This is a genomic window from Umezawaea sp. (assembly GCF_057122925.1).
On sequence record NZ_DBNGPQ010000142.1, the window covers coordinates 15,323 to 37,935 of the forward strand.

Consider the following 22,613-nt stretch of genomic DNA (forward strand, 5'->3'; position numbering starts at 1 on the left):
GTGTGCCGCCACCTGGGCTACCTGGGCACCGCCGTGCCCGTGGCATCGCTGATCGCCGACCCGCCGCACTCGCTGGTGCACCAGTCGTACGCACCGGCGGACATGCGGGGCGGGGGGTCGGTCAACGTCGACGGGTTCGGCGTCGGCTGGTACCCCGCTCCGGGCTCGGCCGCGGTCCGCTACCGGCGGACCGGGCCGATCTGGGCGGACGCCAACCTGGAGGCCGTGACGCGCGCGAGCACGTCCGGCGCCGTGCTGGCCGCCGTGCGCAGCGGCACCGTCGGGATGCCGCTCGTGGAGACGGCGTGCGCGCCGTTCACCGACGGGCGGTGGCTGTTCAGCCACAACGGCCGGATCGCCGACTGGCCCGGCTCCGTCGCCGACCTCGCGAAGGCGCTGCCGGTGACCGACCTGCTGACCCTCGACGCCCCCACCGACTCCGCGCTGCTGTGGGCACTGGTCCGCACGCGGCTCGCGGCCGGTGACCACCCGGCCGCCGCACTGGCGGCCGTGGTGTCCGACGTGGCCGCGACCGCACCCGGTTCGCGGCTGAACCTCTTGCTCACCAACGGAACCGTGCTCGTCGGCACGACCTGGACGCACTCCCTGTGGGTCCTCTCCACCCCCGATTCGGTCGCGCTCGCGTCCGAGCCGTGGGACGCCGACGAGCGCTGGCGGGAGATCCCCGACGGTTCCGTCGTCGCGGTGAGCGCCCATCCGTCCACCGTGGACATCCGGCCGATCGGCCCACGAGGCAGAACAGGAAACCCATGACAGAGCCAGTGGTGGACGTGCACCTGACACCCGAGGACGCGGCCCGCGCGCTGCGCGCGGAGGCCAGGGCCGGGCTGACGGCGACCCCCAAGTGGGTGTCGCCCAAGTGGTTCTACGACGCGGTCGGCAGCGAGCTGTTCACCGACATCACCCGGCTGCCCGAGTACTACCCGACGCGGGCCGAGCGGGAGATCCTCATCGCCCGGTCCAGCGAGATCGCGGACGCGACCGGCGCGCACTCCCTGGTGGAGCTGGGCTCCGGCTCGTCGGAGAAGACCCGGCTGCTGCTGGACGCGCTGCGCGACCACGGGACGCTGCGGGAGTTCGTGCCGCTCGACGTGTCGACGACCGCGCTCACCGAGGCCGCGAACGCGATCCTGGCCGACTACCCCGGCCTGCGGGTGCACGGCGTCGTCGGCGACTTCACCGAGCACCTGGCGGGGTTGCCCGGTGACGCGCCCCGCGTGGTCGCGTTCCTCGGCGGCACGATCGGCAACCTCATCCCCGAGGAGCGGCGGAAGTTCTTCTCGGCGGTCCGCGCCGTGCTCGGCGCGGGGGAGTGGCTGCTGCTCGGCACGGACCTGGTCAAGGACCCCGCCGTGCTGGTCAGGGCGTACGACGACGCGCAGGGCGTGACGGCGGAGTTCAACCGCAACGTGCTGCGGGTGATCAACCGCGAGCTGGGCGGCGACTTCGACGTCTCCGCGTTCGAGCACGTGGCCCTGTGGAACGCCGAGCAGGAGTGGATCGAGATGCGCCTGCGCGCCACCCGCGCGGTCACGGTGCGGCTGGCCGAGCTGGACCTGGACGTCGAGTTCGCCGAGGGCGAGGAGCTGCGCACCGAGGTGTCGGCGAAGTTCCGCCCCGACGGCGTCCGGACGGAGCTGGAGGAGGCCGGGTTCGACCTGCACCGGTGGTGGACCGACTCGCAGGGGAGGTTCGCCCTCTCGTTGGCCCGAGCAGTGGGCTGAACGGGTTAGCGGTCGCTGTGCGTGGTCGAACAGGCCGGCACAGCGACCGAAACCCCCCGATCTGCGGGTGTGCTGGCACTCGAACGAGTGGCATTCTCCGGCGGTTGCGTCGTGAGTCAGGAGAGGGGCGACGCACGCGGAGACCAAGGAGCATCACCCGTGGCACTTCCCAACGCACGCAGAACGCTGGCATCGGCACTGGCCCTGGGGGTCGTGTGGTCCGGTCTGGCAGTCGGCGGATCCGCCGCCGCACAACCCGCACCCGAGATCACGTCCGCCAAGCCCGCCACGTGGACGGCCTGCGCGGCCGACGTGCTGGCGGAGATCCCGGCCGCCCAGCGCGACAAGGTCAGCTGCGCCGCCTACCCGGTACCGCTCGACCACCGCGAGCCGCGCGGCGCGACCATCGACGTCAAGATGATGAAGCGCCCGGCCGACGACCAGGCGAACAAGATCGGCTCGCTGTTCCTCAACCCCGGCGGCCCCGGCGGCGCCGGACTCATCTACTCGGCGTACGGCAGCTCGTTCTTCCAGCCCGAGATCATGAAGCGCTTCGACCTCATCGGGTTCGACCCGCGCGGCGTCGGCCGCAGCGCGCCGCTGAAGTGCTTCACCACCAACGAGGAGGCCGACGAGGTCTTCGGCAGGATGTCGTCCGTCCCGGTCACCAGGACCGAGATCCGCGACACCATGGACGCCACGCGCGACTACACCAGGTCGTGCGCGAAGGTCGCCGGACCGCTGCTGGAGCACATGTCCACCGAGGACGTCGCCCGCGACCTCGACCTGATGCGCCAGGGCGTCGGTGACCAGCAGCTCAACTTCGTGGGCTTCTCCTACGGCACGCTGCTCGGCGCGACCTACGCGAACATCTTCCCGGCCAAGTCCCGCGCGATCGTGATCGACGGCAACGTCGACCCGAACCTGCGCACCCACAACGGCGCGCAGTACGACCGCGAGCGCGCACAGGGCTTCGAGATCGCGCTCGACGCGTTCCTGAAGCGCTGCGACAGCGTCGGCCCCAAGTGCGCGTTCAGCGACGGTGACCCGCGCGCCAAGTTCGACGCGCTGCGCGACCACCTGCGCACGCGGGCCGTGACCCTGCCCGACGGCACCACCGCCACCTACGCGGGCGTCATCGGCCGGGTCGGCAGCAACCTGTACTCGCCCGCCAGCTTCACGTTGCTGGCCGCGTACCTCCAGACCATCCACAACGCCGTCAACGGCGTGGCGTCGCTGTCCGTCGCGGCCGTCACCGACGTGCCGCTGCTGGCGAACAACCGCGGTCTGGCCGACGTGCGCGTGCTGGGCGACACCCCGTACGAGTTCGACGACTCGTACTACGGCGTCAACTGCACCGACAAGCCGTTCGTGCGCGTGCCGGAGCTGTTCCCGCTCGTGGCCAAGCAGTGGGAGCGCGAATCCCCGACCTTCGGCCGCTCGCAGGCGGCGTCCGACCTGCTCACCTGCGCGAGCTGGCCGGTCCGCCACCCGGACCGCTGGTCGGGCCCGTGGAACCGCAAGACCCCCAACCCGGTCCTCGTCGTGGGCAACTACTACGACCCCGCCACGCAGTACAGGTTCGCGCAGCGCATGGCCAAGCAGCTGGGCAACGCCCGACTGGTCAGCGTGGACGCGTTCGGCCACTGCATCCTCGGCGACAGCGCGGGCGTGGACACCGTGGCGACCGACTACCTCGTCAACCTCAAGGTCCCGGCCAACGGCCAGGTCTTCCAACCGAACGTCCAACCGTTCGCCTGACCACCAGCCCGCTCCTCCGGCTCCTCCCGCAGCGGGAGGAGCGGGCACCCAGGCGACCCACAGCCCGCGCAGAACCAGGCCTGGGGAGATAGGACGTCTGTGAGCAGGCGCACGACTGAACAGCCAAAACCTGCCGGTAGAATCGGTTCAGCATTCAACTAGGCTGATACCGCTGCCCGTCAGGAGTCCGGCTTGACCACGACCCTGGAGCCCACCTCCACCCGTCGATCAACCGGACCGGCGCTCTTCGCCCTGGCACTCGGCGGCTTCGGCATCGGCACCACCGAGTTCGCCACGATGGGCCTCCTGCCGCAGGTCGCGGACACGTTCGCCATCTCCATCCCCACCGCGGGCCACGCGATCAGCCTCTACGCGCTCGGCGTCGTCGTCGGGGCCCCGCTGATCGCCGGACTGGCCGCGAAGCTCCCGCGCAAGGGCCTGCTGATCGCGCTGATGCTGGCCGTGGCGCTGGGCAACGGCCTGTCGTCCATCGCCCCGAACGCCACCCTGCTGATGGTCTCCCGCTTCGTCGCGGGCCTGCCGCACGGCGCGTTCTTCGGCATCGCCGCCGTCGTCGCCTCCGGCATCGTCGCCCCCGAACGCCGGGGCACGGCCGTCGCCCGCGTGATGGTCGGCCTGACCGTCGCGAACCTCATCGGCGTTCCCTTCGCGACCGCCGCGGGCCAGCAGATCGGCTGGCGCAGCGCGTACGCCGCGGTGGCCGTCGTCTCCGTCGTCACCGCGCTCACGCTGGCCAGGTGGGTGCCGCGCATCGCCGCGGCCCACGACGCCGGCATCGGCGCCGAACTCCGCGCGTTCCGCCGTCCGCAGGTGTGGTTCGCCCTGCTCACCGGCACGATCGGCTTCGGCGGCATGTTCGCCGTCTACTCCTACATCTCCCCCACGACCACCGAGGTCACCGGCCTGGGCGCGGGCGCGGTCCCGTGGATCCTCGCCGTGTTCGGCCTCGGCATGACCGCGGGAGCCTGGCTCGGCGGCCGGTTCCTCGACCGCTCCGTCATGGGCACGGTCTTCGGCACCCTCATCGCCACCGCGGTCGAACTCGCCCTGTTCGGCCTGCTCGCGACCGTCCCCGTGGCGACGTTCCCCCTGCTGTTCCTGATCGGCTTCACCACCACCGTGCTCGCCTCGGCGCTCCAGGTGCGCCTCATGGACGCCTCGCCGGACGCCCCGTCGCTCGCGTCCTCGTCCAACCACTCGGCCCTCAACATGGCCAACGGGGCGGGGGCCTGGCTCGGCGGCCTCGCCATCGCCGCGGGCTGGGGCTACCAGTCCACCGCGTGGGTGGGTGTCGCCCTCACCCTCGCGGGCCTCGCCATCGCCGTCCTGTCGGTCGTCGTCGAACGCCGTGTGAAAACTGTCGTACCCGTTTGACATGCTCGGCACATGCCGAACGACCAAGCACGCGCCACCACACCCGAAGACCTGGGCCGGATGTTCGTCGAACGCGCCAACGCGGGCGACGTGGACGGCCTCGTAGCCCTCTACGAGCCCCGCGCGGTCCTCGCCCTGCCCGACGGCAGGCGCGCCACGGGCGCCGAGGAGATCCGCGAGATCTACACGATGCTGCTGGAGGACCGCCCGCAGTTCGTCGCGGGTGAGCAGCGCACCGCCCTGCACAACGGCAACCTGGCGCTCACGTCGACCAGACGGGGGCGCGGGGCGACCGCCGAGGTCGCCCGCAGGCAGCCCGACGGCACCTGGCTGTGGCTGCTGGACGAGCCCAACGTCCTGGGGTGAGGGGCTCGGCACGGTGGGTCCTGGCCCCGTGCCGAGGTCTTGTGCCGCGACCGCCGTTCACGGCGAGCAGGTGAGGAGGTGTCCGACAGCCTGGTAGTTCTTCACGACCACGTCGTGCCGCTCGAACGGCAGGCACGACAGGTCGCCGTACTGCCGCACGACGTCTTCGTTCAGGGTGTCGGACACGAAGATGGCGATGTCGGTGTCCGTGGTCGTCATCGCGTCGCGGATCTGGCTGCTCTCCACCAGCCGGCAGAACCGCGTCGTGGTCGGACCCGTGAACCCGAGCGGAGCCGACCCGACCGGACCGACGTCGGCCGCCATCCGCAGCCTGATCCGGTCGTCGTGCCGGAGGTTGTCCTCGTGCAGCAGACGCGGCACGGTCCGAACCAGGTGGCGCACGGCGGCGAGCGCGTCCACGTCCGGCAGGTAGTAGAGGAAGCCGTCGCCCTCGCCCGCGAAGCTGGTCGGATCGACCGCGATGCCCAGCTCGTCCGCGAATCGCCCCAGCACGGCGGAGAGCCTCTGCTGCACCGCCGACTGCTGCTCGACGGTGCGTGAGCCGAAGCCCACGACGTCGACGGCGAAGCCGATCCGGTAGCGAAGGCCGTCGAGCGACTGGCGGCGGTGCGGCAACCGGATGAAGACGGTCTCGGGCTTGCCGCGGGGGTGCATGCCGAGGGGGTCTTCGAGTTCGTGCTCGGCCGTCGCCAGGACCTCCACCTCGCGACAGGACGCGGGTGCGGTGACGACCAGCCAGCCGCGCCGCGGTCCTGGTCGAACCCCGCCGGTGTGGCGCCAGCGGACGGTGCCGCTGCCGATGCCGAGCGCGTGCACGGCGGGTGCGAGGTCGGGGACCGGAACGTTGTCGTCGAGCAGACCGGTGCAGTCGGGGGTGTGTCGGACGAACTCCAGGCGCCTGGTCACCGCGAGCCGTTCGGGTGGGCGGTCGCTGGTCACCGATCTCGGCCACGCGTCGCGGACGCGGACGTCGGGCGTGCGGAACTCGAACCCGATCTCGGCCACGAGCGGTTCCGGTGCGTCCTCCTCGAACGTGACGTCGTACAGGACCTTCAGCAGGAGGACGTCCTGATCCTCGTCGTCGACGCCGATGTGGTCGATCTGCACGCCGTGCACGCTGATCCGACCGGTGTGGACGTCGGTGGACGTGAAGGCCCGCGGTTCCTCGGTGAGGAGCAGGTCGATCCGGGCGAGGTGCACGGTGACTCCCTGGTCAGATGCCGACGTGGATCCAGGCGGCCCAGGTGTGGGGTGCGCCGGGGTGGTCCGTCCGGATCAGCCGGACGGCGTGGTGCAGCGCGAGGGCGGTGCCTGCGGTGTCCGGAGCCACCGTGCCCCCGAGGGTCAACAGCCCGTAGACGGCCGCCGCCACTCGGGCCGCGGTCGCGTTCACCGGGGTGAGCGTGCCGATGACGTGGCGGTAGCCCGCGAGGTGGAACGCGCCGGTGATGTGGATCGCCTCGTCCACGAGACGCGGTGCCGTGTCGGTGGTGTTGCACGCGGAGAGGAAGACCAGATCCGCGTTCGGCAGGTCGAGCTGGAAGACCTCGGCGACCGTGAGCGCGTCGGTCTCGTGGTCGTGCAGCAGCAAGCGGCTCGCGCTCGGGTCACGCGGGTCGCCGACCGCGTGGCAGGCGAAGTGGGTGATCGCGTGCCGGGGGAGCGCCTCGACCACCGCGGCCCTGGTCGCCTCGGCGCGGACGAGTCCGACCGATCCGGGCACCAGGCCGGTGATCGTCTCGGCTTCGGACTCCGCGGACGGCAGCGCCCCCGCGCCGGGGGTCTCGGGCATCGCCACGACCACCGCCGACGAGTCGGCCGCGGCACGGGGTTCGCGCGCGTGCGTGCGCAGTGACGTCGTGTAGGAGGACACGACCCTGTCCACGGCGGTCCGCCCCGGATCGCCGTCGTGGTGGCCCGCGGCGTGCAGCGGCAGCGAGCTCATCGCGGAGATCGGGCACCACCACACCCGCGGCCAGCTCGAACTCGTGGGCAGGCCGAACCCCAGGTGGTCGAGCACGCGCTCGGTGACGTTGTCCCACAACCACTTCAGCACACCGTGCACGTCGTCGAGCGCGGCTTTGCGCGCTCCGTAGGACGAGGTGCGCACGGCCGCGAGGCACGACCGCTCGAAGCGGTCCGCCTGCTCGGCGGCCGTGATGTCGGTGATGCCCGGAAGCGGCACCACGTCGATCGGCCGGTCCGGCCGCAGCAGGAGCGCGCCCGCGCCCCACCTGGTCGCATAGGTGATCACCACGGGGCCCTGGTCGACCAGAGGCGGTGGGGGGAGCAAGAAGGTGTCGAAGCCGGGCTGGTCGCGGACGCGATCGAGCAGGTCCGCCCACTGCGCGGTGAGCTCCTCCCGACGCGTGGGCGGCGGTGCGCCGACGTGGTGGGCGACAACCGGGTGGTCGGCCGCGTCCAGCGCCCCGCGGAGCCGCTGGTGCTCCTGGTGGAGGTCGGGGTGCCGCTCCGCCAGGGCTCGCAGGTCGGAACGCGCGTCGAGGGTCTCGGACATCAGCAGCGTGCGCGCCTGTTCCACCAGCCGGACCGCGAGGTCCGGACGGCGGGCGCGGACCGCGGCGGCGGCCGCTTCGGCGGCGAGCCCGGTGATCCTGCCGAGACCGAACTCGCGGTCGCCGCGCGGGAACCGCTGGGGTGCCAGCTGGGGCAGGAGCGAGACGGCCTGCTGGAACGCGGCGACGGCCGCGTCGTCGGCGTTCACGTCCATCTCGACGCGACCGAGGTACCGCCACGCCCTGATCCGGTCGAGCACCGTCGCCGCAGGCGCCGCGGTCACCTCGGTGAAGGTGGCGCGGGCCTCGTCGTGCAGGCCCACGAGCAGCTGCGTGGCGCCCAGGTTGATCAGGATGGGCGGGCGGAGCGCCGAGTCGCGCGGGGTGAGCTCCGCCGCACGGCGCGCGTGGCGCGCGGCGTCGAGCGCGTCCCGCGGGTCGTCGGTGTGCGCGTGGCGTCGCAGGAGCGCGTGGGCCGTGTTCGAACACGCCGGAACGACGTCGCGGTGGTCGTCGGGCAGGGCGGCGACGCGGCGTCCGATCGCCACGACCTCCTCGAACAACGCCTCGTCGTTCGTCTCGGAGGCGAGCGCCACCATCGGCGCGATCACCTGGGTGAGCGTTCCGAGGAGGTTCGGGTGGTCCGCGCCCTGCTCGTGCACGGCCTGCTTGCCCATCTCCACCGCCTCGCGCACGTGCTCGACGTCGCCGGTGCGCTCGTACAGCACGAACCGAGCGCTCGCCGCATCGATCAGGTGGCCGACTCGCGCGGAGTCGCCCACCGGCGTGATCTCCACGGCCTTGCCGGTCGCTTCCACGGCTCCCACGGCCGGGGCGAGTTCCCCGGTGCGTTCGTGCAGCGCGCGCAGGGCGTTCCCGAACTCCACGAGCCTGCTCGGCAGGCGTGCGTGGTCGCGGTGGGTGCGCAGCAGCGCGGATCGGGCGAGCGAGGCCGCCTCGACGAGCGACCCGACGTCGCCGGTGTGGTTGAACCGGGTCCGCAGGGTCGCCGCGAGGCAGCTCTCGTTGTGCGCCCGGTCGGGGGACGATCCGTCGGTCCACGCCAGTGCTCGGCGCGCGAGCGCGACGGCGGCGTCGGCCTCGGCGGCGTTGGTCGCGGTCATCCCCAGGCGGTCGGCCAGGTTCGACAGCACGTCGGGCCGGTTCGGGTGGCCCACCGGTGTGGAGTCGAAGGCGGTCCGGAAACCCGCGACCGCCTCGGCGCGCAGGTCCGGGTCGTCGTGGTGCTGGGCGAGGTCCCAGCGGGCGTTGGCGAGGTTCGACAGCAACCTGCTCGCCTCGTCGCCGGCACCGTCCAGCATCGCCGCGGCGCGTTCGCCCGCGCTGACGGCTTCGAGCAGGGCGGCCGTGTCGCCGGTGCGCTGGTACGTCGAGCGCAGGGAGTTGGCGAGGTTCGACAACCGCATCATGAGCGCCGGGTCGCCGCTCGCCGTCGCCCTCACCGCCTCCCGCGCGGTGTCGACCGCTTCGGCGAGCGCCTCCTCGTCGGTGGTGTGCAGGTAGAGCTGTTCCAGCCCGGCGGAGAGGTTGCTGAGGTACTGGGGGTCGCCGGGCGCCAGTTCGACCGCCCGTCTGCACGCGGCCAGCGCCTCGTGGAGGAGTTCGACGTCACCGAGGCGCTCGAACAGCAAGATCAGACCGGCGCCGAGGTTCGCCATCCGCCGGGGGCGGGGTGGAGGAGCGGCGGTCGCGCGGCGGAGCAGGTCGACCGACGCGCGCAGGTCCGCCAGGTCGTTCGACTCGCGGTAGCGGTGGTGCAGCGCGACTGCCTGCTCGCTCAGCTCGCCGTGGGGCATCCCGCCAAGTTAGCGGTGAACGGTGGTCGTCCCGTGCGGGGACCGCCCCGGCCGGTGGACGGCGGTGTTCGTACCACCACTTGAGGAGCCGCTCGGGTGAAGAACGTTGGGCCACCAGGGTGACGGGGACCGTCCTGGCTAACACGCAGCGTTCGACCCGGCGATGACCGGGGCGGACGGAGTGGTGCCGCGGACGAGCTGAGGACGTGGGCGATGTTCAGGCGGAAGGCGTGCAGGATCGCGGAGCTGGAGCAGGTCGTCGCCCGCCTCCAGCGGCGGCTGGACCAGGTCGAGGAGCGGTTGGCGGGCGTCGACCGCGTCGAGCACGAGGAGGCGCGGCAGCGGGTGGAGGGGTTGCGGGCCGAGGCGGAGCGGATCCTGCGGGACCGGTCGGCGGAGAAGCTGCGGCTCGAGAACGAGCTGGCGCGCCGCAAGACGGCGCACGCCATCGCGTTGGCCCAGGCGCGCGCCGCGGTCGAGGCGGAGCTGGACCACGTGCGCACGCGGATCGTGGAGGCCCGCCACGAGTTGCGGCTGGTGGAGCACGGCGAAGAGCTCGCGAGGCCCGAGAGCCTGCGGCCGATCGGGGCGGACGAGGCCGTGGCACCGCTGCCGCGCGCCGAAGACCCGGGAACCGGTCTCCCGCCACCCCGCGGGGCTGTCGAGCGGGAAGACCGGGCGGCCCCCTGAGGGCAGGGCTTTCCGTTCTGCCGCACCGGGTTGCCGCTCAACGCTCGGCCGCCGCCCGCGACGAGCGGCCAACTGCGCGGCAGGACTGGGAGGAACGGGCCGTGAACGCCGGGCTCGCCGTGCGCGGGACCGTCACCGAGAAGACCGGGCTCGTCGTCGCGGTTGACCCGGACTCGTTGTCGGGCGGGGCGGAGGAGGCCGCGGCGCACGGGATCCCGGTGGTCGCCGAGGCGGCCTTCGACCGGATGCCGGACCGGTGCCCTAGCCGAGCGCGCTGCGCAGGATCAGGGTGACCGCCGCGGCGGTCGACAGCAGCAGCACGGGGATCCGGACGCCCTTCCCGTCGACCAGCTTGCGCAGCGGGCTCGACAGGAGGAAACCCACCACCAGGAACGGGATCAGCAGGAGACCGGTGACGACCTGCGGCGGGTGCACCTGGCCCGCGACGAGGAGGCCGATGATCGACGTGAAGGACCCCAGGACGAAGTAGGCGGCGAGGGTCGCGCGGATCTGGGCGCCGGGGGAGTTCTGGTAGAGCATGGCGACCGGTGGGCCGCCGACGGACATCGCCGTGCCGAACGAGCCGCTGGCGAGGCCCGCGACGACGAGCGCCGTCCTGGTGGGGCGGGGGTTCCAGGTGGTGACCGACAGCAGCACGCCGAGGAGCACGACCACACCGATCAGCAGGCTGAACTGGTTCTGGTCCAGCGAGTCCACCAGCAGCACGCCGATCGCGGTTCCGGGCAGCCGACCGAGGATCGCCCAGCCGACGCCGTGCCAGTCCACGTGGGAGTGTTCGCGCGCGAGGCTCATGATGGAGTGCGTCATGGCCGTGATGAGGATCGGCACGGGCAGCAGCGACGGGTCCAGCAGGGCCAGGATCGGCACGGCCACCAGCGCCAGGCCGAAGCCCGCCAGTCCCTGGACCAGCCCTCCGAGCGTCACCACCAAGCCCGCGAGCAGCAGTCCGGTCCACATGATTAGCTACGCTAACAGAACAGCCTCCCCATCGAGGCCAGCGCGTTCTCGGCGTGGATCCGGTGCCCGGTCCGGATCCCGTGCTCCAGGTCTTCGAGCGCGGTGCACCGGGCGAGGAACACCGCCCGCTCCCGCGGCTCGTCGCTGCCGTACGCCGCCAGCGCCGCCTCGAAGGCGTCCGGACCGAGGTCGCGGTAGAGCAGCCCGAGGTCGTACGCCGGATCGGTGAACGCCGCGTCGGTCCAGTCGATCACCCCGCCCACCGTCCACCCGCGAGGGTCGACCAGCACGTGCTCGGCTCCCAAGTCGTTGTGCGAGAACACGAGTGCGGGCCGCGCGGACGGCGGCTCGGCGGCCAGGAACTCCTCGATCGGTCCACGGTGGACGGCCGGGACCGTGTCCGGCGCGTACAGCTCGGCGGCCTCCGCGAGCCACCGCGACGGCGGGTCGTCGTCCGCCCCGACCACGTCCGCCATCCGCTCCGGCGGCACCGCGTTCAGCACCGCCAGGTACCCGCCGAGCACCGCGCCGATCTCCACCGGGGGCGCTCCCGGCAGGCCCAGGAGTTGCCTTCCGGGCACTTTCCGGTACACCACGCACCCGACCTCCGTGACGGAGAACACCGGTGCCGGCACCGGGAGGGGCGACACCTCGGCCACCTTCGCCAGCAACCGCACCTCCCGGTCCGTCTCCGCCGGGTCGGGCACCTTCGCGAACCGCACGACCAGCTCGCCGTTCACCTCGAACGCGACGTTGTCCTGCCCCTCACCCAGCCGCACCACCCGCTCGACCCGGTAGGCGGGCAGGTGTCGGGCGAGCACGTCGAGCACCTGTTCGTCCACCGGTGGACCACCTCCGTGCACCTCCGCGCGTGTCCGGTTCGGGACACGGCCGCCCTCGTCCGTGTGACGATGGTTACGGTCCGCCGTAGCCGCTGCAACAGAGGGTTGTCATTTCCGCCCCCGTACCGCATCTTTACCTCGCGCGGTCGCGGCGACCGCGTGATCACGGGTGGGAAACCTGGGGGGAAGTCGCGCTGTGGGGGGAATTCGTCTGTTCGCCGTGCCCGGAAGACCGCGCGGGCGTCGGCGGCGTTTCACGCTTCTCACGGTGATCCTGCTGCTCCTCGGCTTCGCGGGACCGACGGCGTCGAGGTTGACGCCCCCGCTGTTCGACGGGATGCCCGAGCTCGCCGAGGCGATCCGCCTGGCGCCCGAGCAGCGCTGGGAATCGGCGAAGGAAGCCCTGGAACGCGCGGGCCGCGAGAACGCGGCCCAGATCTCCGACTCCTCCCCGAACCGCCCGGCCCTGTCGGAGCGGTCGAAGTACCCGCCGCTGTCCTTCGCCTCGGACGCCGCGGCCCCGAACGGGGCCGAGCGGGCGAACGGTGATCGCGAGGTCACCGGTTTCGACGCCGCGACCAGCCGCGAGATCCCCGAACGGCGCGAGCCGTTCGAGCGCACCTACGCCAACTCCGACGGCACGACGACCACCGAGTTCTCCGAGGGCCCGCTCAACTTCGAGCGGCCGGACGGCACGATGGCACCGATCGTCACCACGGTCGTGCCGGACGGCTCGTCGCCCACGAGCGGCTGGCGCAACGCGGCCGACTCGCTCGACCTGCGGTTCTCCCGCACGGCGGGTGCCGACGGCATGGTGCGGGTGGTGTTCGACGACGCGCACCAGCTCTCCTACGGCGTCGCCGACGCGAAGCCCGTCGAGGGGCGCGCCGACGGCAGCAGCCTCACCTACCCCGGCATCCGGCCCGACGCGGACGTGCGGCTCGACGTCCGGCCGGGCGCGCTGAAGGAGACGCTGGTCCTCACCTCGGCGAAGGCGCCCCGCTCGTGGACCTTCCCGCTGAGGCTCACCGGTCTGCGGGCCGAGGTCGTCGACGGGCGGGTCGCGCTGCTCGACGAGCGCGACGTCGAGCGCGCCCGGTTCCCGCGCGGGTTCATGGTCGACTCCAAGGTCGACGAGCTGTCGGGTGACCCGGCCCGCTCCGACGCCGTCCGGTACGAAGTGGTCGAGCACGACGGCGCGACCGCCCTGAAGGTCGAGTTCGACTCCCCGTGGCTGGACGACCCCGCGCGCCAGTACCCCGTGCTGGTCGACCCGACGATCGAGCCCCAGGCCGCGAACGCGAGCATGATCGCCCAGGACGGCTTCCGCGACACCTCCGGCGCGGAGCTCAAGGCGGGCCGCGTCGACGGCACCACGGCGGCCTCGTACCTCAAGTTCGACGGCATCGAGAACCGGCTGCGCAACCACAAGATCTTCTCGTCGCACCTGGCGCTGGCCAACACGCACTCCTACTCCTGCCGCCCGCGCCCGATCACCGTGCACGGCGTGACGGAGCCGTGGGGGACCGGTGGCGGCTACCCCGGTCCCGCCTACGGCGACGCGCTGACCGAGGCGTCGTTCGCGCACGGCCGCGAGGGCTGCCCGGCCACCTGGGAGGTCGTCAACCTCGGCACGCCAGGACGCGACCTGGTCCAGCGCTGGGTGGACGGCGAGCAGGCCAACCACGGTCTCACCGTCCGCGCCCCGGTCGACGACGTCCACGCGTGGAAGAAGTTCGCGGGCCACGCCGCCGGGGGCGCCGCCCCCGCCCTGTACGTGACGTACTCGCGGTACAACGCGAGCTACCAGTTCCTCGATCCCCGACCGGACCCGCCGATCACCCGCGCGCAGGGCGGCGAGGTGAAGGTGTCGGCCACCAACCTCGGTTCGGGCCCGTGGACGCGGGGTGACTACAGCCTCGGCTACCGGATCTTCACCGAGTCGGGCAGCCGCGTCTCGGAGGTCGAGAACGCCGCACCGCTGCCGAAGGACGTGGCCAGGGGCGAGACGGTGAACCTGGAGCCGTTCGTCGAGAAGCTGGAGCCCGGCAAGTACACGGTGGACTTCAGCATCGTCCACAAGGGGGTCAGGGTCCTCTCCGACGACATGCTCCCCGTGCTGCGGCTGGTGCTGCAGGTCTACGAGATCCCGCCGAGGATCGTCGACCAGTACCCGCCGAACGGCCACCCGTCGCCCGTGCTGACGCCCTCGCTGTGGGCGCAGGCGCTCGACATCGCCCCGAAGCCCGGCTCGTCGCTGACCTACAACTACCAGCTCTGCGAGAAGGACTCCGCGGGCGTCGACTTCGCCTGCACCGACTCGGGGTTCCTGCCGGGGCAGACCTACACCGTGCCCGCGAACCGGTTGCGCTGGTCCAAGACCTACTACTGGCGGGTGACCGCCTCCAACGGCACGGTGCAGAGCCCGCCGGGCCCGCAGAGCGCGCTGCTCACCGTGGTCCCCCAGCCGGAGATCACCTCGCACCTGGCCGTGGCGCCGTACAGCGGGTCCAACAAGGACTTCGACCCGCAGACCGGCAACTACTTCAGCAGCGCGATCGACGCGTCCGTCGCGACGGTCGGCCCCGCGCTCGTGGTGGCCCGGACGTACAACAGCCTCGACCCGCGCACGGACCTCCTGTTCGGCGCGGGCTGGTCGAGCACCTACGACATGCGCGTCGTGCCGGACCAGGACGGTTCCGGCAACGTCGTGGTGACCTACCCGGACGGCCAGCAGGCGAGGTTCGGGCGCAACGGCGACGGCACGTTCGCGCCGCCGTCCGGTCGCTACGCGACCTTCCGGCAGGTCGACGGCGGCTGGAGCCTCCAGGACAAGGCCTCCACGCTGTACACCTTCGGCGGCGACGGCAGGCTGCGCGCCGTCGTCGACAACCAGCGGCGCACCGTGTCCCTGGCCTACGACGCGGCGGGCAGGCTCAAGACCGCCACCAGCGACACGAGCAGGCGCACGCTCACCTTCACCTGGTCGGGCGGCCACATCGGGTCCGTGTCGACCGAACCGGTCGGCGGCAAGGCCCTCACGTGGACCTACACCTACGACGGCGACCAGCTCACCGGGGTGTGCGACCCGAACGGCGGGTGCACCACCTACGAGCACTCGACCGGCTCGCACTACCGCAGCGTGGTGGCCGACTCCAACCCCGACTCCTACTGGCGGCTCGGCGAGACGACCGGTGAGGTCGCGGTCAGCGAGGGGGGCACCCGCCTCGGCGAGGACAACGGCCGGTACACCGACGTCGGGCACGCGAACGCGGGACCGCTGAGCGGCACCAGCACGCGGGCGGCCACGTTCAACGGCACGTCGTCGGTCGTGACGCTGCCCAACGAGTTGTCGGTCAAGAGCCGCAGCACGGCCATCGAGCTGTGGTTCAGGACCACGGCGAGCGGCCCGCTGTTCGCCCAGCAGCGCAAGGCGCTCGGCGAGGAGTCGACGGGCGCGGTGCCCGTGCTCTACGTCGGTCAGGACGGCAGGCTGCGCGGCGAGTTCTGGCACGGGTCGGTGAACCCGGTGACGACCCCGGAGCCGGTCAACGACGGCCAGTGGCACCACGTGGTGCTGTCCGGCTCGCTCGCCACCCAGACGATGTACCTCGACGGAGCGCGCGTCGGCAGCGTCGACGGCACGATCGCCCCGGAGGACGTGCCGTTCAACCAGATCGGCGCGGGCTACGCGGCGGGCTCCTGGCCGCAGTGGGGGCCCAACCCCCGCTGGTACTTCACCGGCGACATCGCCGAGGTCGCCCTCTACCAGCACCCGGTCGGCGACACCGCCGTCGCGGCGCACTTCAGGGCCAGGGCGAGCGCGACCCAACTGGCCGGGATCACCCTCCCGTCCGGGCGCACGGCGGCGACGCTGACCTACGACACGGTCAACGACCGCCTCAGGGAGTCCGTCGACGAGAACGGCGGCCTGTGGCGGATCGGCACGCCGTCCAGCAGCGGTGACGGGACGAACCCGATCCTCTCCGTCTCGGTGACCGACCCCGGCAACCGGTTCCACGACTACGCCTACGACGCCGCTCGCGGCCGGGTGGTCCGCTACTCGTCCCCGCTGGGGCTCGGGGCGCGGGAGTCCGACGCCACCCCGGCTCCGACCACGACCACGACGACGCCCACCTGCACCACCTCCACGCCGCCGAACGGCGGGCCGGTCTTCTGCGGTGGACCCGTCACCGGTCCACCGAGCTGGGAGACCGGCCCGATCAAGGGCCAGGGCGTGCGTACCTTCGACTACGACGCCGCGGGCTTCCAGAACACCATCACCAACGAGGTGGGCGCCCAGGTCAGGATGACCTACGACGAGCGCGGCAACCTGCTGTCGTCCACGACCTGCCGCACCAGCTCCACCGACTGCCAGACCAGCCGCACCGAGTACTTCCTCAACGCGGGCAACAGCATCGACCCGCGCAACGACAAGCCGGTCGAGCACCGCGACGCGCGCTCGACGAGCGCCACCGACGACACCTACGTCGTGCGGACGACGTACACGCCGTTCGGCGAGACGCTGACCAGGACCAGACCGGACGGCAGCGGGACGTCGCAGACCTACACGGTCGACTCGGACGCGGCCTTCGGCGGCGGCAACACCCCCGCGGGACTGGTCGCGACCAGGACCGACGCCCGCGGCCAGGTCACGCGAAACTCCTACTACCGCAACGGGGACCTCGCCGAGGTCGTCGCACCGTCCGGTCTCACCACCCGGTTCGCCTACGACGTGCTGGGGCGCAAGACCAGCGAGACCCAGATCAGCGAGGCCCACCCGGACGGGGTCACCACCACCTACACCTACGACGCGCTGTCACGCCCGTCGCGGGTGACCAGTCCCGGCGTCCGGAACCCGATCACCGGCGTCACCCACACCTCCCGCGCCACCACCGAGTACGACGTGGACGGCCGGAGGACCGGGGTCGAGGTCGTCGACCTGACCGGTGGGGACCAGCCGCGCGCCAGCACGTTCGACCACGACGCGCACGGCAGGCTGGTGAGGGCGGTCGACCCCGAGGGCCGCGAGTCCTCGCAGGGCTACGACGTGTTCGGCAACGTCGTGTGGTCGGTCGACCCGGCGGGCAACCGCACGGAGCTGAGCTACACGGCCCGAAACCAGGTCGCCGAGGTGCGGCTGAAGGACTGGCGCGGTGACGAGGCCGCCCCCGCGGGCGGTGACCTGGTCGTGCAGGACAACGCCTACGACCACGCGGGCAGGCTGGTGGTGCGCAGCGACGCGATGGGCCGCACCCTGGTCTACACCTACTACCAGGACGACAAGCCGTGGAAGGTCATCGCGACCGGGTTCCACAACGCCAACGGCACGACGCGCGACATCACGTTGCAGGAGAACACCTACGACGCGGCGGGCGCGCTCGTCAAGCAGGTGGCGGGCGGTGGCCAGGTCACCACGGTCCACGAGATCGACGCGCTGGGCCGCGTCGCCGCCACCACGGTCGACCCCGACCGGGTGCAGCGCCGGATGCGCTACACCTACGACGCGGGCGACAACATCGTCCGCGAGGTCCGCAGCGGACGGCCGTCCAACGTGCCGTTCACGGCGAGCGCGAGCTCGACGGTGCTCGACCACGTCTACGACGGGCCGGGCAGGCGGGTCAGCGACAGCACGTTCGCCGACGGCGTCGCCCTGACCACGTCGCGAACCTACGACCAGCGCGGCAACGTGACGTCCTCCACCGATCCCCGCGGCAACGCCGAGGGCGCCGTCGCGGAGGACTTCACCACCCGGTTCACCTACGACGAGCTGGGCCGCCGCGTCACGTCCACCGCACCCGCCGTGTCGGTGGAGACCGGCGGCGGCGCTCCCGTCACCGCGAACCCGACCACCACGGCCGGCTACAACACGTTCGACCAGATGACCGACGTCAGGGACGCCACCGGTGCCGTGACCCGCACCGAGTACGACAGGCTCGGGCGGCGGACCCGCGCGGTGCTGCCGTCCTACACGCCGCCCGGCGGGCAGCCGATCACGCCCACCGCCACCACGACCTACGACGTCGCGGGCAACGTCAGGACGACCACGGACGGGCGGGACAACACCACGACGTTCACCTACGACCAGTTCAACCGGGTGGTGCGCAAGCAGGACCCCGACGTCGGCGGTGCCGCGGGCGGCGTGTGGAGCTACACCTACACGCGGACCGGTGAGCAGCGCTCGGTGACGAGCCCGGTCGGCGCGCGGGTCCAGGCCACCTACGACGACCTCGGCCGCCGGATCACGACCACCCGGCTGGAGCGCAGCCCGCAGCCCACGGCGTTCACCACGAAGTACGCCTACGACGACGCGGACAACCTCACCAGCACCACCTCGCCGAACGACGAGGTGGCGAAGCAGGTGTACGACACCGCCAACCAGTTGATCACCACGATCGACCCGGCGGGCGTGACGACCCAGCACGGCTACGACCAGGTCGGCCGCAAGATCACCGAGAAGGACGGCCTCGGCCGGTACACGGCCCTGAGGTTCGACGACGCGGGCAGGCAGACCGGCGTGCTGGACTTCAGCCCGTCGAACGCGCTGCTGCGCCGGACCTCGGTCGACTACGACCCGGCGGGCAACCCGGTCGCCCGCACCGACGCGCTGGGCCACACCACCACGGCGACCTACGACGCGCTCAACCGGCAGGTGAGCCAGGTGGAGCCGGTCTCGGCCACCGAGACCATCACCACCGGGTTCGGCTACGACGCCGTGGGCCACCGCACCCGCTACACCGACGGGCGCGGCAACCCGACCGTCTACACGTTCAACAGCCTCGGCCTGCCCGAGTCGGTCGTCGAACCCTCGACGCAGGCCCACCCGGCCGCCGCCGACCGGACCTGGACGGTGGCCTACGACGCCGCGACCAACGCGGTCTCCGCCACCGCGCCCGGCGGCGTCACCCGCCAGCGCACCTACGACCCCCTGAACCGGCTCACCGAGGAGACCGGAGCGGGAGCCGAGGCGGCGACCGCGACCAGGTCCAACTCCTACGACCTCGCGGGCAGGCTGACCGGCGTCAGCGCTCCCGGCGGCACGAACACCTTCACCTACAACGACCGCGGGGCGCTGCTCACGGCGGCCGGGCCGTCCGGAGCCTCCAGCTTCGCCTACGACGCGAGCGGCCGGGTGACCGAGCGGACCGACGCGGCGGGCACGTCCACCTACGCGTACTACAAGGGCAGGCTCGCGTCCGTCCAGGACGGTGTCACGGGCGGACGGCAGACCCTGGGCTACAACGCCGCGGGTGACGTCAACCAGGTCGTCTACGGGTCGGGGCACGTCAGGACGCTCGACTTCGACGACCTCGGCAGGCCGACCGCCGACAAGCTGAGGAACACCGCGGGCTCCGTCGTCTCCTCGATCGCCTACGGCTACGACGCGGCCGACAACGTCACCGGCAAGACCACCACCGGAACCGCCGGAGCGGGCCAGAACACCTACACCTACGACCACGCGGGCCGGATGACCTCGTGGACCGGGTCGGGCCGGACCACGACCTACGGCTGGGACGCCTCGGGCAACCGGACCAGGGTCGACGACAAGACGTCGACGTTCGACGCCCGCAACCGGCTGCTCGCCGACGGCGACTTCACCTACGCCTACACGGCTCGCGGCACGCTGGCGAGCCGGACCAGCTCCGGTCTCACCGACCGGATGACCTTCGACGCGTTCGACCGGATGGTCGGCCAGGGCCAGGCGACCTACGCCTACGACGGCCTCGACCGGATGGTCGTCCGCAACGGCACGCGCCTGTCCTACAGCGGCGCGGGCGACGCACTCGCCAGCGACGGCGCCGCGGACTACACCCGCGGTCCGTCCGGTGAGCTCGTCGCGCTCGAACAGGGCCAGGACAAGCGCCTCGCGATCACCGACATGCACGGCGACCTGGTCGGAGGCCTCGCACCCGGCGACGGCACCGCGGGGCTGGCCGACTCGGCCGCGTTCGACCCGTTCGGCAAGGTCCTCGGCACCAGCGGCGGCAAGCGCTCGATCGGCTTCCAGGGCTCGTGGACCGACCCCGACACCGCACAGGTCAACATGGGGTCCCGCTGGTACGACCCGTCGACGGGCGCGTTCAACTCCCGCGACTCGGTCATGGCGGCCTCCGGCGGCTCCGTGCTGTTCAACCGCTACACCTACGGCTCCGGTTCACCGATCCGCTACAGCGACCCCGACGGCCACTGGGGCTTCGACTGGGTCGGCGACGCCATCGACGCCGTCGGCGGCTGGGTCGACGACAACGTGGTGCAGCCGACCAAGAACGCGGCGAGCGCCGTCGCGGGCTGGGCGTCGCAGGCGTGGAACACCGTCGTCGACTGGGGCAAGCGCACCTGGAACAACGTGGTCCAGTGGGCGTCCGACACCTGGAACAACGTGGTCGACTGGGGCAAGAGGACCTGGAACAGCTTCGTCGACTGGGGCAAGCGCACCTGGAACACCGTCAGCGAGAAGTTCAGCGAGGTCCTCACCTGGGGCTCGAACGCGCTCAACAGCATCCTGGGCGCGCTCGAATCCGGGTGGACGGCGTTCAGCGGAGTGCTCGACGAGATCAGCGCGCTCGGCGAGAAGTGGGTCCTCAACCCGATCGAGGACGCCGCCAAGACCGTGTTCTCCGCGATCCCGACCATCCCCGCCCGCGTGGTCAGCATGGTCACGGACCTGAGCGTGGAGGACGCGCAGGCGACCATCGACGCGGCGTGGAACTCCGCGGTCCAGGCGTACCCGGTCATCGGCCAGGTCGGCTCGTTCCTGTCGGGAGCGGTCGAGGCGGCGGGCGGCCTGGTCGAGTTCGCCTGGAACTTCACCCCGCTCCGCGTCGTCCTCAGCCCGTCCAGCCTGTTCAGCAACATCGCCAACCTGTACGGGGGCCTGTGGAACGGCTTGCAGGACCCCCTCGCGTTCGGCAAGTCGCTGGTGGACTGGGACACCTGGGCGACCGACCCGGCTCGCGCGGCCGGGCACCTGGTGCCGGACGTCATCGGCGCGATCTTCACCGGGGGCGGTGCCGCCGTTGGTCGGCGGGTCGCCGTCGGGACCGCCGAGGCGGCGGCGGAGGCCGGGGTGCGGCGCGGTGCCGGGCAGGTGGCGAAGGACTCGGCGAAGGGTGTGGTGAGCTGCAAGGACCCCAACAGCTTCCTGCCCGCGACCCTGGTGCTGATGGCTGACGGGACGCGTCGGGCGATCGAGGACGTGCAGGTCGGTGATCTCGTGGTGGCGACCGACCCGACGACCGGGACCACGGCGGACAAGAGGGTCACCGACGTGATCGTCGGTGACGGCGAGAAGGACCTGGTCGAGGCGACCGTGGCGACGGGTGCCGGGGTCGGGAGCCTGACGGCCACCGGCGACCACCCGTTCTGGGTGAACGGCGAGGGCGAGTGGGTCGACGCGGACGAGCTGCGAGTCGGTCATCGGCTGCACACCGCTGACGGCACCCCCGCCGCTGTCGTCGGGCTTCGGGCCTACACGCAGGTGCGGAAGGTCTACAACCTGACCGTCGACGGCATCCACACGTTCTACGTGATGGCGGGCAGCACTCCGGTGCTGGTCCACAACGAGGCCGATTCGAACTCGGACCTGGTGTACCTCTGGCGGGCTGTCACCGAAGGTGAACTCGGCGATATCCTGGCAAATCGGCAGTGGAACAGCCCGCAGGGTGTCAAGTACTTCTCCTTTACCGAGAGGGGTGCTGCCGAGTACTCGCGGAGGGCATTCGCGGCATTTTCGGCTGAGGGTCCGTACACCATGATCCGCACTTCGGTCAGGCTGTCGAGCCTGCCTGAGGAAACTCGAATGGCTTACACTGCGGACGTGGTCGACGGTGGAGTGGCGTTGAACAACGGTGAATTGAAGAAGCTTGGAAGGCCCTCGATCATGACCAGCATGAGCACCGGTGTGGGGTGCTGATGGAATACGTGGTCGCGGCCTCGCTCGAGCGGATCGTGCAGGCGTGTCGAGAGGCTCTGGGCGACATTCCCGACGTGGAGTTCCGGGTCGGCTCGGTGCCCGAGACGGGTGCGGGGTGCGATGTCGCGATCCTGAGCTTCCCCCTCGCCCATGAGCGCTACGGGGGGGTTCCGCGAATGGGAGTGGCCCAGGTCCTCGTCAACACGCGAGGTGATGGTGCGCCAGGAATAATTCTGGCGACGCCGCCCACTCCTGTTCCGGTGTCGGCGACCGGTGTCGGCGACGCTGAGATCGAGGAGTACGTGATTCGCGCTCTCGACTCGTGCCTGGGTGAACTGGAAAACCATTTCCCGGAGTTCGAGGGGATTTCGAAGATCCTCGTCCACCTGGAGGCCGCCGGGCTGGACCGGAAGGATCTCGGTGCGCCCCTGAGGGGTGTTCGCAGTTTTTTGTCCAAGGGGCGTAGCTGACTCGGTTCACGTCCGCACGGCTGGTGGGGGATCGGTAGATCGATGAAGGGGTCGATGAGAGTGCGCAGATCGCGCTTGAGCGGGGGAGCGTTCCGCGTT

General features: G+C 71.6%; 12 protein-coding genes. 8 read left to right on the forward strand and 4 right to left on the reverse strand.

What is annotated here, in order from left to right:
• The 5 genes from egtC to AC156L_RS32385 all read left to right on the forward strand — a co-directional run bounded on the left by egtC (position 1) and on the right by AC156L_RS32385 (position 5,267).
• Positions 1-774 carry an ergothioneine biosynthesis protein EgtC gene (gene egtC / locus AC156L_RS32365; RefSeq protein WP_330882348.1) on the forward strand — a complete coding sequence of 258 codons (774 nt, stop codon included), beginning with the start codon at positions 1-3 and terminating at the stop codon, positions 772-774.
• Positions 771-1,745: an L-histidine N(alpha)-methyltransferase gene (gene egtD, locus AC156L_RS32370; protein WP_330882351.1), complete on the forward strand. Its 975-nt coding sequence runs from the start codon at positions 771-773 to the stop codon at positions 1,743-1,745. The genes egtC and egtD overlap by 4 nt, the downstream gene beginning before the upstream one ends.
• Before the next feature lie 159 nt (positions 1,746-1,904).
• On the forward strand, positions 1,905-3,506 hold the full coding sequence (locus AC156L_RS32375) for an alpha/beta hydrolase (RefSeq protein WP_330882353.1): 1,602 nt from the start codon (positions 1,905-1,907) through the stop codon (positions 3,504-3,506).
• Between the two features lie 192 nt (positions 3,507-3,698).
• Positions 3,699-4,901: an MFS transporter gene (locus tag AC156L_RS32380; RefSeq protein WP_330882355.1), complete on the forward strand. Its 1,203-nt coding sequence runs from the start codon at positions 3,699-3,701 to the stop codon at positions 4,899-4,901.
• Between the two features lie 12 nt (positions 4,902-4,913).
• Positions 4,914-5,267 (forward strand): YybH family protein, encoded by a 354-nt coding sequence (locus AC156L_RS32385; RefSeq protein ID WP_330882357.1) that lies wholly within the window; start codon positions 4,914-4,916, stop codon positions 5,265-5,267.
• 57 nt (positions 5,268-5,324) lie between these two features.
• Here AC156L_RS32385 and AC156L_RS32390 read toward each other — a convergent pair whose 3' ends face one another.
• Positions 5,325-6,488: a hypothetical protein gene (locus tag AC156L_RS32390; protein ID WP_330882359.1), complete on the reverse strand. Its 1,164-nt coding sequence runs from the start codon at positions 6,486-6,488 to the stop codon at positions 5,325-5,327.
• A gap of 13 nt (positions 6,489-6,501) precedes the next feature.
• On the reverse strand, positions 6,502-9,621 hold the full coding sequence (locus tag AC156L_RS32395) for a CHAT domain-containing protein (protein ID WP_330882361.1): 3,120 nt from the start codon (positions 9,619-9,621) through the stop codon (positions 6,502-6,504).
• A gap of 213 nt (positions 9,622-9,834) precedes the next feature.
• On the opposite strand from AC156L_RS32395, the gene AC156L_RS32400 reads away from it, so the two are divergent.
• The gene (locus AC156L_RS32400; RefSeq protein ID WP_330882363.1) at positions 9,835-10,311 is read left to right on the forward strand and encodes a hypothetical protein; all 477 of its coding nucleotides are present in this window, start codon (positions 9,835-9,837) and stop codon (positions 10,309-10,311) included.
• Positions 10,312-10,572: 261 nt separating this feature from the next.
• On the opposite strand, the gene AC156L_RS32405 is transcribed toward AC156L_RS32400, so the two are convergent.
• Both AC156L_RS32405 and AC156L_RS32410 read right to left on the reverse strand, forming a co-directional pair.
• Complete coding sequence (locus AC156L_RS32405) at positions 10,573-11,289, reverse strand: sulfite exporter TauE/SafE family protein (protein WP_330882365.1); 717 nt, start codon at positions 11,287-11,289, stop codon at positions 10,573-10,575.
• Positions 11,290-11,300: 11 nt separating this feature from the next.
• Positions 11,301-12,131: a phosphotransferase family protein gene (locus AC156L_RS32410; protein WP_330882367.1), complete on the reverse strand. Its 831-nt coding sequence runs from the start codon at positions 12,129-12,131 to the stop codon at positions 11,301-11,303.
• A 268-nt stretch (positions 12,132-12,399) separates the two neighbouring features.
• Between AC156L_RS32410 and AC156L_RS32415 the strand changes: the two genes are divergently transcribed.
• Both AC156L_RS32415 and AC156L_RS32420 read left to right on the forward strand, forming a co-directional pair.
• On the forward strand, positions 12,400-22,044 hold the full coding sequence (locus AC156L_RS32415; protein ID WP_330882370.1) for a polymorphic toxin-type HINT domain-containing protein: 9,645 nt from the start codon (positions 12,400-12,402) through the stop codon (positions 22,042-22,044).
• Positions 22,044-22,514, forward strand: coding sequence for a hypothetical protein (locus AC156L_RS32420; RefSeq protein ID WP_330882373.1), 471 nt, complete (start codon positions 22,044-22,046; stop codon positions 22,512-22,514). Before AC156L_RS32415 ends, AC156L_RS32420 begins: the two co-directional genes overlap by 1 nt.
• The last annotated feature ends 99 nt before the right edge of the window (positions 22,515-22,613 follow it).